Here is a 12126-nt window from a genome sequence, read left to right as displayed (position 1 = left end):
TGGCGAACATGCGAGCGATCTGCTTACCGATGCCGGTTCCGCCACCCGACACCACCGCAAGGCGGGATCCAGTTGTCATGCCGTCACGATAACGATCATCGACGGTGATCTCATCCGTGCATCCGCTCTCGGCAGATCCGGACGTCGGGACGGCGAGATTCGACCACAGCGCGCGACGCGTTCCGCCGCGGCCAAGGGCACTCCATCCCGCCTACCGGCCGGCTAAGCAGAACATCTGCGCGGATCTAGGCTCCGAACCCCTGCCGCCCCACGCGACACCCGCCCGGGCGCCGCTGCCCTGACGCCCCGGCTCAGCTCGCCGCCTCCCACACGAACCCGTCCGGATCGGTCTTCGGCGCGGCGCCGCCACCGATCACGACTCGGTGGGATCCGGCGCCGTCCACGGCGACTCCGGCAGCCTTGGCGAGAGCCTTTCGTTTCAACAGCGACAACTTCACCGTACGGGCAGCGGCCTCGAACTCGACGTACTTGCTCCCGAAGCTGCGACCCACCGTGAGGCCGCTCGCGACGTAGAATCGCTTGGCGGCGGCCACGTCGGCCACACCCAGCTGGATCACGATGTCGTCGATCTGGCGCGTGGCCGGGCCGGTGTCCTTCTTCGACGAGGACGCCACCGTCACGATCGTCCCGTCCGGAGCCTGCACGACGCCGCCGTAGCCGAACAGGGACTTCTCGGCCGGCTTCAGCGTGGTGGCGCCGGCCTCGAGCGCCGCGTCGATGAGCGCGTTGACGTTGGCCGGCTGCGAGCAGATCAGCGACAGGGTGAACCCGCGGAAGCCGGTCGTCGGCTCTTCCGAGGCCCGGACGCGAACCCAGGCGCCCAGGCCGAGAACGTCGGTGTAGAAGATCTTGGCGGCGGTGGGGTCGGCGACCTCGAGGGTGATGTGCTCGATGCTGGTCATGACGGATTCCTTTCGAAGCGCTGGAGAAGGCCGAGGACGTTGCCGTTGGGGTCCTCGACGATGGCGGCCAGTTGTCCGGCGCCGACGTCCTTGACGTCCTGGCGCGTACGCCAGCCCGCTGCGACGGCCGCGCGCAGGCTCGCGGTGACGTCGCTGACGTGGCAGTAGCCGACCGGACCGGTCATCCCGTGGTTGTGGCCGTTGGGATCCAGGCCGATCTCCTGGTCGCCGACCCGGAAGCCGACGTAGTAAGGCTCGTCCGCGTAGGGCTCCACGCCCAGGATGGTGCCGTACAGCGTCTTGGCGGCGGCCAGGTCCCGTACCGGAACGATGATGGTCTTGATGGACATGCGAACAGCTTGCCGCCGGCCGGGCACGGCCGGCATCCGTGCCGAGCACGGAGAACACCACGGAGAAACAACACCGAGGCGTACGCGAGAATGGCGCTCGTGTCGAAGCAGCCAGCCCCATCGGGGGTTTCGCCTCGTGAGGCCGAGATCCTGGCCCTGGTCGGGGAGCACCGCAGCAACGCCGAGATCGGTGCCCAACTGTTCATCTCGGTACGCACGGTGGAGACCCACGTGTCGTCGCTGCTGCGCAAGCTCGGCGCGGCGGATCGGCGGGCGCTCGCCGACCTCGCCGCCGAACCCGCCCGGCCGACGCACGCGCCGGTCGCCCTGCCGGCGCCACTGAGCCGGTTCATCGGCCGTGCCCGGGAACGCGACGCGCTGCGCGGCGCCGTCACCGGCCACCGCCAGGTCACCGCCGTCGGCCCCGGCGGCGTCGGCAAGACCCGGCTCGTGCTGGCCGTGGCCGCCGACCTGGCCGGCGCCTTTCCCGACGGCGTCTGGTTCGTCGACCTGGTGCCGGTCACCGACCCGGCGATGGTGGCGGCGGCGGTCGCGGCCGCGGTCGGCCTCGGCGAGCAGCAGGGCCGCAGCATCGACGACTCGGTGCCGGCCGCCCTGGCCGACCGGCGCGCCCTCCTGGTGCTGGACAACTGTGAGCACGTGGCCGACGGAGTCGCGCCGTTCGTCGAGCGTCTGCTGGCGCGCTGCCCGCAGGTGAGCGTGCTGGCCACCAGCCGGGCCCGGCTCATGGTGCCGTTCGAGTGGGTCTACCACGTCCCGCCGCTGTCTCTCGACGGCGAGTCGGATGCGGTCGAGTTGTTCCGCGATCGGGCCGCCGCCGTGGGCTGGACCGTCGAGGCCGCCCAGGTCGAGCAGATCGCCGACCTGTGCCGGAAGCTGGACGGCGTGGCGCTGGCGATCGAGCTGGCCGCCGCGCGCCTGCCGACGCTCGGGCTCGACGGGCTGGTCGCCGGCCTTTCCGACCACCTGCGGCTGCTTGTCGGCGGGTACCGGGCCGACGACCGGCACCGCTCGGTGCGGGCGATGCTCGACTGGAGTCAGGCGCTGCTCACCGGCGACGACCTGGCCCTGTTGCGCCGGGTCGCGGTGTTCGTCTCGCCGTTCACCGCTCCGGCCGCCACGGCCGTGGCCGGTTTCGACCCGCTGGCGCCCGGCCACGTCGTCGACGGCTTGGCGCGGCTCGCCGATCAGAGCCTGCTCAGCGTGATCGCGTCGGCCGGCGGCACCCGCTATCGAGCCTTGGAGACCATCCGGCAGTACGGGATCGAGCAGCTCACCGCGGCCGGCGAGCAAGAGGCCGCGCTCGGCCGGCATCTGCGCTGGTGCCTGGAGGCCGCCGAGGATCTCGCAGCCTCGGGGAAAGATGGCTGGCGGGCCAGGTTCGACGCGGTGGCCGATGACCTCCGGGCGGCCCTGAGCTGGGCCGCCGACCGCCCCGGCCGGCGTGCCGAGGCGCACCGCCTGGCCCTGCTGCTCGGGCGCCTGGCCTTTGACCGCAACCTGATCGGCGAGTCCCAGCAGCGGTACGAGCAGGCGGCCGCCCTGGCTGACGATCCCGCCGCCCTGCGGCATGCCGCGACCGTGGCCGCGTGCCGGATGCGCGGCGACGACGCGTACCGGCTCTGGCGGGCCGCCGCGGACGCCGCCGGCGACACGACCGACGCGGCGCGGGACCTCGCCACCGCGACCACTACCTACTTCCGCAAGTCCGGAGCCTTCGCCCAGCTTCCGCCGCGTGACGAGCCGGCAGCTCTGCTGTCCCGGGCGCGACAGCTGGCCGGCGACGACCCCGCCGCACAGGCCGCCGTCGCTCTCGCCGACTGCGCCACCGCGGGCTATGCGTCCTTCGCCGAACAGAGCGAGGACGCCGCGTCGCGGATGATGGCCCTCGCTGAGCGCGCCGTGGAACTGGCCCGCCGCCTCGACGATCCCCTGGCCGAGTGCGGCGCCCTCTTCGCGCTGACCGGGGCGCAGCGCCGCGCGGGCGACGAGTCCGCCGCCGCGGCCACCGCCCGTAGCCGCGTCGAGCTGCTCGACCCCCTGCCCCTCACCCCGGACGTCGCCGACGAGCTGATCGACGCGCTCCTGATCGCCACCGCGACCGGCATCGCCGTCGGCGATCTGGTGGCGGCCCGGCGCTGGGGCCGCCGGCTGCGCGACCTGCCGCTGCTGGCCGAGGCCGGGCACGTCGCGACGTCCCGCATCCTCATGGCCGACGCCCTCGCCGGCCACGCCACCGACGTGATCGCGGCCAGCGGCCGGTTCCTGGACGGCTGGACGCAGGCGGGCCGCCCACCGGCCAGAAACCTCGGCCCGGTGGCCGCCGCGGTCGCGATGGTCCACGACCTGCAAGGCGACCAGGCCGCCCGCGACGAGTGGCTGGCCGTCCTCGACCAGCTGGGCGTCACCACCCAGGATCGCGCCGGCTACCACCCCGCCTTCGAGGCCATCGCCCTGCTGCACCACGGGAAGCCCGCGCTCGCCCTGGAACGGCTGGACACCCCGGGCGCGTGGCGCACCGGGATCCTGATGCACTGGCACGTCGCTCTTCGGGTGGAAGCGGCCGTGCTGGCCGGTCATCCCAACGCCGCCGACCTCCTGACCGAGACCCGCCCGATCGCCGCCGGGAATCCCATCGCCGGCGCGCTCCTCGACCGTGCCGCCGCGCTGCTCGACGGCGACAAGGAAGGCATCCTCGCGACCGCCGGCGCCTTCGCGGCCGCGGGCTGTCCCTACCAGCAGACTCGGACGCTCCTGCTGGCCGGCGCCGGCTGAACGATCACCGTCCGATGGTCCGGGGGCGCTGTCGGCATTGGCCTCGAACCAGTCAATGGAGTTCAAGTTGAGGGACGTGGCAGGGTGAGGATGAACGTGGCGCCGTGGGGTTTGTTGGGCTGGTAGCGGACTTGCAGGTTGCCGGCGGTGGCGAGCTTGTGAACGAGATACAGACCGAGGCCGGTGCCGGATTTGGTGGTGGCCACCCCCGGTGTCGGCGCGCGCGAACCGCTCGAATAGTTGATCGATGAACTCCGGTGGTACTCCCTCGCCGTGGTCGGTCACGTGGATGTGCAGTTGTTCGTCGTCTCGGGCCAAAGTGAGGATTTCTTCGACGATGCCGTCGGCGCGGCGCCCTCCTGCGGCGATGCGGGTGACGTATCGGCGTCTGAGGGCGTCCTCGAGCTCGGCCCATTCGTCCATCAGCACGTGGCTGTAGGTGACAATAGAGCTCAGTGGCTGGCGTACGTCATGGCTGAGCATGGCGATGAAGTCGGCCAGTTGGGCGTTGGCGAGTTCGAGGTCGCGTCGGCTGCGCCGCGCGCGAGCGACAGCGGCCACCACGAGCAGGCCCACGCCACTGGCGCCGACGACGGCTATTCGACTGGCCGTCGATGCCGCGACTACCGGGCCGTACAGCATGTCCTCGGTGATGGCAGCGGTCAGCCGCCATGGGTTCCTCGAACGGTGTCGAACGGAACCGCGAAGTTGATCACCGGCACGCTCCCGGCAATGGACGACAGGACGGCGGAGACCACCGGGGTGCCCTGCCGCACGGCGATGGCAAGGTACGGATATCGCTTGGTCAGGTGGTGCTTGAGGGGGATCTCTTTTGCCGGAGCGACGTGCAGAACCTCGCCCTGGAGGTCGAGCAGGACCGCCGCTGGAAAGCCGAATCCGGCGACGACGCGAGTGAAGTCCTGTTCGCCCGCGACAGGATCGCTGAGGGAGGCCAGCGCGTGGCGAAGCTGGATCAGCAGAAGCCAGAGGGTCAGCGGCAAAGCGAAGAATCGCCAGCCGCCAATCCTTCCCGCAAAAGGCGCACATGTTGAGGATAGGGAATTAAGGGTCAGCCGGTCCGCGCCTCAGGCAGTTCGGTCACCTCCGGACGGGCGTGACGCGGCAGGACGTTTGCGGCTCGAGACTGAGCTAAGCCTTGATCGCTGGTCTTGTGGCGTGTGCCGAGGGTGACGAGCAGTGCGGCGCACGTCAGGGTGACGCCGAACCAGACAGCGCTGTCGACGCCGAGGGCGTCGGTGAGCGATCCGCCGATCAGGGCGCCGAGCGCGATGGATGTGTTGTATCCGAGGGTGTTGATGGACATGGCCGCCTCGAACTTGTCGGGTGCGGCGCCGAGCATCAGGGTGATCTGGCACAGGTTCGCGGCGCCGAAGGACACTCCCCAGAGGGCGGCGGCGAGGATCAGCCCGGTCCGGGTGTGGCCGACGGTGAGTAGCAGCAGCATCGCGGTCACGAGCCCGGCGCAGGCGATGATGAAGCTGAGCCGTGGATTCTTGGTCACCGTGTAGCCGGCGATGAAGTTGCCGGCCGCGCCGCCAACGCCGTACATGATGAGCAGGGCGCTGATGAATGCGGCGGATGCGGATGTGTGTTCCTCCGCGAAGGGCCGGATGAAGGTGTACGCGCCGAAGTGGCCGAGCACGTACAGCGTCACGGCGAGCATCACCAGACGCAGCTGCTTGTTCTGGAGCGGCAGTCGGAAGACTTCCCGGACGGGGACGGCGTTCTGCGAGGGCAGCGAGGGAACCACCACGGTGACGGCGAGGAACACCAGCGTGCTGAGACCCGCCCAGATGAGGAAGGTGGCGCGCCAGCTGGTGAGGCTTTCCAGGTACGTGCCGAGGGGGATGCCTGCCACCGCGGCGATCGAGATGCCGGACAGCGCGATCGCCGATGCGCGGGAGGCGAGACGTTGCGGTACCAGTCGCATCGCCATGCTGACGCCGATGGCCCAGAAGACACCGTTGGCGAACCCCATGACGAGCCGGGTCGCCACGATCAACGCGAAGTTCGGCAAGACGGCGGTGAGCAGGTTCCCCAAGGCCAGAATCGCCAACAGCGCGGACAGCAGCAGGCGCCGGTTGACGTGCCTGGACCACGCCACGATGAACGGCACGCCCAGCCCGGCGGAGATCCCGTACAGGGTGACCATCAATCCCGCGACGCCGGGCGACACCTTCAGGTGGTCGCTCATCGGGGTGAGCAGGCCGATAGGCATCAGCTCGGTGGTGACGAAGGTGAACAGGCTGGCGGTGATGACGGCAACGCCCGACCATGACCTCACGGGCGAGTACGGGTGCGTATCTGTGGTGCCCATAGCTGCTTTCTTGTCGGAGGGGATCGCGCTCCGAGCTTCGCCCGCACCAGATCAATGAGTCCAACACATGTTTGTCACTTGATCCATCGTGATTCAAGATGGGTTCGTGGAGCTGCAGCAAATGCGCTACGTCATCGCGGTCGCCGAGTCGAACAGTTTCACCAGGGCAGCCGAACGGTGCCTGGTGGTGCAATCCGCGCTCAGCCACCAGATCGCCCGCCTGGAACGGGAACTGGGCGCGAAATTGTTCGAGCGCACCAGCCGGCGTGTCCGGCTCACCCCGGCGGGCGCCGCGTTCCTGCCCGCCGCCCGTCAGTGCCTCGACGCCGCCGAACGCGCCGCCGCAGAGGTTGCAGCAGCCGTCGGGGAGATCCGTGGACGGCTCGCCGTCGGTCTCATCCCGACCGTCGCCGCAGTCGACCTCCCCAGCATGCTGCGGGACTTTCGCCAGCAGTACCCGTCCGTGCGCATCACCCTTCGAGCGGGCGCCAGCGAGGAACTCGTCGAGCAGGTCAAGCAGGGCACCGTCGAGGTGGCCTTCCTCGGCCTGCCCACCACCGCCCGCCCCGAAGGCGTCGACGCCCGCGAACTCGCCCGCGACCGTCTCGTCGCCGTCGTCGCGCCCGACCATCCCCTCGCCGCGGAAACATCGGTCACCCTGCGCCGGCTCTCCACCGAGGTGTTCGTGGACCTGCCCGCCAAGACCGCCGGGCGGACCCAATCCGATCAGGCCTTCGCCGCCGCCGGTCTCACCCGTGACGTCGCCTTCGAGGTCACCACCGCCTACCTCACATCCCGGCTGGTCGAGCAGGGACTCGCCGTGGCCATGCTCCCGTCCGCCTACGCACCGCAACTCACCGGCGTGACCACCATCGAGGTCACGGACGCGCCGGAACGTGTCGAATACGTCATCTGGAACCGGTACGACCGCACGCCCGCCGCGAACGCCTTCCTCACCCTCCTCGAAACTCAGCGGAAGAGGGCGCCGGTCCGATTGAAGCGCACCTAGCCCGGAAGCGTCCGGGCCGCTTCTTGCCGGGCACGGCGGTGCAGGTAGCGCTGCTGCTGGAGGCTCATGGTCCGCTCGGCCGCGGATTCGAAGCCGGCCCGGGCTGCGGCGTGGTCGCCGGCCATCGCGTGCAGGTGGGCCCGGACGGCGTGCAGCCGGTGGTCCGCGTCGAGGATGTCGCCCAGCCCGGCGATCAGGTCCAGCCCGGCCGCCGGGCCGTCGCGCATCGCGACCGCCACCGCGTGGTTGAGCGCCACCACCGGGTTGGCGGAGATCCGGAGCAGCACCTCGTACAGCGCGACGATCTGCGGCCAGTCGGTGGCCGCGCTGCTCGGCGCCTCGCCGTGCACCGCCGCGATCGCCGCCTGTACCTGGTACGGCCCGATCTCGCCGCGCGGCAGCGCGTCGCCGACCAGGGCGACCCCCTCGGCGATCAGGCCGGCGTCCCAGCAGGCACGGTCCTGTTCGTCCATCGGCACCAGCGCGCCGTCCGGGCCGGCGCGGCCGGGCCGCCGCGCGTCGGTGAGCAGCATCAGCGCCAGCAAGCCGGTCACCTCAGGGTCGGCGGGCAGCTGCCGGTGCAGCAGGCGGCCGAGCCGGATCGCCTCGGCGGCGAGGTCCGGGCGGGCGAGGTCGGGACCGGCCGTCGCCGCGTACCCCTCGTTGAAGATCAGGTAAAGCACATGCAGGACGGCACCGAGGCGCTCGGCCCGCTCGGCCGGCGGCGGCATCAGGAACCGTTGGCCATGCTCGCGGATGGCCTGCTTGGCCCGGGTGATCCGGCGGGTCATCGTCGCTTCCGGCACCAGGAACGCGCGGGCGATCTCGCCGGTGGTCAGGCCGCCGACCGCGCGCAGCGTCAGGGCTATCTGCGACGACGGCGACAGCGCCGGATGGCAGCACAGGAACAGCAGGATCAGGGTGTCGTCGGTGTCCGTGGCGTACTGCTCCTCGACGGGCCGCCACTGCTCCTCGCGCCGCCGGCGGGCCTGCTCGCTGCGCAGCAGGTCGGTGAGGCGGCGAGCGGCGACGGTGATCAGCCAGGCGCGAGGACTCGCCGGGATGCCGGCGGCGGGCCACTGCTCGGCGGCCGCTAGCAGCGCCTCCTGCACCGCGTCCTCGGCGGTGTCGAAATGGCCGTACCGCCGGACCACGGCGCCGAGGACCTGCGGCGCCTCGATGCGCAGCAGGTCCTCGATCCCGCGATCAGCCATCCAGGTCACCGGCGCCTTCGAGGATCGGGCGTACGTCCACGTACCAGTTGTCACCGGGTGTGCCCGGGGCTTCGGTGAGCTGCACCGCGATCTCGGTGGCCCGGTCGAAGCCGGCGCACTCGACGATCGTGTAGCCGGCCAGAACCTCCTGCGTCTCCGCGTACGGCCCGTCGGTGACCACCGGGACGCCGGCCCGCAGCGTGACGCGGCGGGCGTGCACCGGCGCGGTCAGGCCGCGGGCCTCGACGAACTCGCCCGACTCCACCAGCCGCTGGTTCCAGGCGGTCATGAACTCGTACAGGCCGGCGGCCTCCTCACCCGACAGCGCGCCGTCGGCGGCCTTGCCGGAGAGCCGGTCGTAGTCGTGCTGCGATCCGATCATCATGATCATGTACTTCACGGGTCACTCCCTCTGCTGCGACTGGTACACCAGGGACGTCGGAACCGCCGCACGCTTTCCGGACACAGGTCCGGCCGCACCACCCCGCTCCGACGTACCGGGCATGACAAACCGACTCGCCGGCGCCGCCATCATCGCCTACCAGATACTTTTGGCGGCCATCATCCTGATCCGCCCGGAGATCAACCCCACCCACAAACCCATAAGCGAGTACGCGATCGGACGGCTCGGCTGGATCGCGGTCCTCGCCTTCCTGCTGGCCACCACCGCGTACGCCCTGCTCTTCGCCGCCCTGCGCCCGCTGGTCCGCGGCCGGCTCGGCCTGAGCCTGCTCGCCATCTGCGTCCTGGGCACCTTCGGCGTAGGCGTCTTCGTCGCCGATCCGGTGACGACCCCGTGGTCCGCGATGACCACCGTCGGCCGCCTGCACGTCATCTGCGGCCTCTCCGCGCTGGTACTGCTCCCCTTCGCAGCGCTGCTGATCAATCGGGAGCTCGCCCGCCGCCTACCCGCCGCAGCCCGAGTGCTTCGCTGGACCGGATGGCTGCCGCTGGCCGGGCTGATACTGCACGCACTGTTGTCAACGGTCATCCCGCCGGAGGGCTGGCCGCCGCGGCTGCTGTTCCTGACGTACGCGATCTGGCTACTAATCGTGGCCGATGTGATTGGGGAATCCCGCAAGCACGCCGGCACCGTCAGGTAGAAACGGCTCAGCGATGTTGGAACACGAGTAGACCGTTGGCGGGGATACGCACGTGGATCCGGCCCGCCTCCGCCGGCACGGTGGCCCCGAAGTTCCCGATGTCGGCGCCGCCGTACAGGCTGGAGTCGCTGTTGAACGTCTCCTGCCACTGGCCGGACGGCAGCCGGTCCGGTGTGGTGGCGATGGTGTAACCGGAGGCGAACGGCCGGTTGCTGAGGCTGGCGACGACGAGCAGCCGGCTCTGGCCGGCGATGCGGGTGAAGGCGATGACGCGGTCGCGGTCGTTGACGTGAACGATGTCAATGTGCCGGGACCGGACCGCGCTGCTACGCCGCCGCAGCCGGATCAGATCCTGGTAGTAGCGGAACATCTTCGCTCCCGCACCCACTCGCTCGCCGTGCAGATCCTCTTTGCTGCCGGCGACGTTGTCGAATCGGTACGGCCGCTGCGCGACGATCTCCTCCCCCATCAGAAACATCGGCGCGCCGGCGGACAACATCGACAGACCGGCGACCACTCTCGACCGTGCCTCGGCGTATTCACGGGTGACACCCCACAGCGGCGCGCCACCGACGGCCACGGTGCTGGTTCGTCCCGATCCTCGGGCGTTGCCGGCCTCGTCGTGTGACTCGGAATAGGTGACCTTGTCGAATTGGCTGAGCCACAACGCGTGCGCGAACTGCCCCATCGGCAGGGGTCCGTCGTGACCGAGCCCGGCCCGGGCGAGCAGTCGTGCGGCGCCCTCGGCCATGACGGAGTCGCCGACGAGCTGGTGGCAGAACTCCGCGAACCAGGTGGCGCCGAACCCGAGGCCGCCCACGCCGGGCGGCTGGGTGACGGCGTCCCACCCGCTGTGGTCCTCGGCGACGAGCAGCACGGACGGGCGGACCATCCGGAGCGTACGGCTCCATTCGCGCAGCAGTTTCTGACCGAACAGATTCGCGCTGCCGACGGACCGGCCGTCGGCGTGCAACCTGTTGTCGCGGTGGATCGCCTGGGTGAGATCCACCCGCAGGCCGTCGACGTGGAACTCCTCGATCAGCTCGACCGCGCTGCTGATGAACATCTGCCGCACCTGCTCGGCGTGGTAGCGGGGCGCGAACCCGGACGAACCGTTGTCCAGGTATCCGCCGTTGGGATGGCGGTGATCGGCGCTGCGCCCCTCGTACCAGTAGTAGATGTTCTGCTCCGGTGCGGTGGAGTCGTACTGCCACTCCGCCCGCTCGGCGTTCTGGTCGAAGTGGTTGTAGACCACGTCCTGGATCACCGCCATGCCGCGGCGGTGACACGCGCGGACGAAGTGTTTGTACTTGTCCCGCCCACCCGCGCTGGATTCGATGGCGAAGTGGTGGGTGTCGCCGTAGCCCCAGCTGAACGAGTCGGAGAACTCGGCCAGCGGCATGAGCTCGATCGCTGTGACACCGAGGTCGGTCAGGTGGTCGAGCAGGTTCATGGCGTCGGCGAGCGTCCCCGGCCCGCGCCCCGGGTAGCCGAGCGCGCCGACGTGCAGCTCGTAGACCACCAAATCTTCCATCCGGGTCGGCACCGGCCGGCCGGGCGTGAACTCCCGCTCCCAGAAGTCGGTGTCGGGCAGACGTACGAGCGGGCCCGCCGCCGGCTCGAAATCGCGGCGCACGGTGTCCTGGTCGACGACCACGCTGCAGCTCACCGTGCCCTCGAGCGTGTCGATCCGGCCGTCCCATCCGCCGCGGGCGGGATCGACGTCACCCCGTCCTGCCTGCCACCGGGAATGCAGGTCGGTGCGATACACCCGGTCGCCCTGAGCGTTCGTGATCCGGAACAGGTACGGGGTGCCCTCGAACTTGGCGAACGAGTCGACGGGATCGCTGGTCCAGATCCCGTCGGGTCCGGCGGCCAGCGCGATCGCCGGCATCGACGGGTCGAGTCCCGTGCCGTCGTCGGCGATGTAGGGGCGGCCCGGCTCGGCGAAGACCACCTCAACCACCCGTGCGTTGGGCGCCCAGACCGCGAACCGTAGATCCGGATCGGCGGCACCGGCGCGATAGAGCTTCTGCGCGCCGAGCCGGCGGCTCCACGTGAGCAGGTAACGCTCCTCGGCGACAGCGCCCGGCCCGGGAAGGGTGAATTCCCGGTACCGGTCCTGCTGGTCGGCGATCGGAACCTCGGTGGCGATCGCCCAGGCGTTCGGCCCGGACGGCCCGTCGAGCCGAACCCCCCAGCGGACTATCTGGCCGGCCTGACCGTCGTCGAACTGCACGGTGCGGCTGAAGGCGGGACAACCGTCGTCGGCGACCTCGGGATCCATCGGCGCTTCGCGCCAGCCGTCCCAGCTGCCGGCCAGGCGGGCGTTGCGGAACATCGGGCGCGCGCAGCCGGTCAGATAGCGAAACGTCACGGTGATCATGTCAGTT

The 12126-nt window shown here is 70.3% G+C and carries 11 protein-coding genes and 2 pseudogenes; 4 read left to right on the top strand and 9 right to left on the bottom strand.

Annotated features, from left to right (window positions below; all coding sequences use genetic code 11):
- Positions 1-226: hypothetical protein (locus I4J89_RS50655; protein WP_230860793.1), on the top strand; the 226-nt coding region annotated here is incomplete at its 5' end.
- A gap of 85 nt (positions 227-311) precedes the next feature.
- Here the strand turns inward: I4J89_RS50655 and I4J89_RS47345 are convergent.
- Positions 312-923, bottom strand: a complete 612-nt coding sequence (locus I4J89_RS47345) for a VOC family protein (protein ID WP_196420814.1) — start codon at positions 921-923, stop codon at positions 312-314.
- Positions 920-1255: pseudogene (locus tag I4J89_RS47340) on the bottom strand (VOC family protein); the annotation flags it as partial. The gene I4J89_RS47345 and the pseudogene I4J89_RS47340, both read right to left, overlap by 4 nt.
- A 117-nt stretch (positions 1256-1372) precedes the next feature.
- Here I4J89_RS47340 and I4J89_RS47335 point away from each other — a divergent pair.
- A complete protein-coding gene (locus I4J89_RS47335; protein WP_309238793.1) occupies positions 1373-4069 on the top strand; it encodes an ATP-binding protein in 2697 nt (898 codons plus the stop codon).
- Positions 4070-4131: 62 nt separating this feature from the next.
- Here the strand turns inward: I4J89_RS47335 and I4J89_RS47330 are convergent, their stop codons facing one another.
- The 4 genes and pseudogenes from I4J89_RS47330 to I4J89_RS47320 form a co-directional block, all read right to left on the bottom strand.
- The gene (locus I4J89_RS47330; RefSeq protein WP_196420812.1) at positions 4132-4275 is read right to left on the bottom strand and encodes an ATP-binding protein; all 144 of its coding nucleotides are present in this window, start codon (positions 4273-4275) and stop codon (positions 4132-4134) included.
- Positions 4276-4381: 106 nt separating this feature from the next.
- A pseudogene (locus I4J89_RS52150) lies at positions 4382-4711 on the bottom strand (histidine kinase dimerization/phospho-acceptor domain-containing protein); the annotation flags it as partial.
- Between the two features lie 20 nt (positions 4712-4731).
- The gene (locus I4J89_RS50650; RefSeq protein WP_230860791.1) at positions 4732-5070 is read right to left on the bottom strand and encodes a PDC sensor domain-containing protein; all 339 of its coding nucleotides are present in this window, start codon (positions 5068-5070) and stop codon (positions 4732-4734) included.
- Positions 5071-5138: 68 nt separating this feature from the next.
- Positions 5139-6407 (bottom strand): MFS transporter, encoded by a 1269-nt coding sequence (locus I4J89_RS47320; RefSeq protein WP_196420811.1) that lies wholly within the window; start codon positions 6405-6407, stop codon positions 5139-5141.
- Between the two features lie 106 nt (positions 6408-6513).
- Here I4J89_RS47320 and I4J89_RS47315 point away from each other — a divergent pair, with 106 nt between their 5' ends.
- Positions 6514-7416: a LysR family transcriptional regulator gene (locus I4J89_RS47315; RefSeq protein WP_196420810.1), complete on the top strand. Its 903-nt coding sequence runs from the start codon at positions 6514-6516 to the stop codon at positions 7414-7416.
- Here the strand turns inward: I4J89_RS47315 and I4J89_RS47310 are convergent.
- Positions 7413-8630, bottom strand: a complete 1218-nt coding sequence (locus I4J89_RS47310) for an RNA polymerase sigma factor (RefSeq protein WP_196420809.1) — start codon at positions 8628-8630, stop codon at positions 7413-7415. The two genes, I4J89_RS47315 and I4J89_RS47310, sit on opposite strands and share 4 nt — an antisense overlap.
- Complete coding sequence (locus tag I4J89_RS47305) at positions 8623-9021, bottom strand: YciI family protein (RefSeq protein WP_230860799.1); 399 nt, start codon at positions 9019-9021, stop codon at positions 8623-8625. Before I4J89_RS47305 ends, I4J89_RS47310 begins: the two co-directional genes overlap by 8 nt.
- A 112-nt stretch (positions 9022-9133) precedes the next feature.
- Here I4J89_RS47305 and I4J89_RS47300 point away from each other — a divergent pair, with 112 nt between their 5' ends.
- Positions 9134-9733, top strand: coding sequence for a DUF998 domain-containing protein (locus I4J89_RS47300; protein WP_196420807.1), 600 nt, complete (start codon positions 9134-9136; stop codon positions 9731-9733).
- A gap of 7 nt (positions 9734-9740) precedes the next feature.
- Here I4J89_RS47300 and I4J89_RS47295 read toward each other — a convergent pair whose 3' ends face one another.
- Complete coding sequence (locus I4J89_RS47295) at positions 9741-12119, bottom strand: alpha-amylase family glycosyl hydrolase (RefSeq protein ID WP_196420806.1); 2379 nt, start codon at positions 12117-12119, stop codon at positions 9741-9743.
- Between the last annotated feature and the right edge of the window lie 7 nt (positions 12120-12126).

It is taken from the genome of Actinoplanes aureus (assembly GCF_015704865.1).
GTDB lineage: Bacteria > Actinomycetota > Actinomycetes > Mycobacteriales > Micromonosporaceae > Actinoplanes > Actinoplanes aureus.
This window is presented reverse-complemented; position numbering and strand designations above follow the sequence as displayed.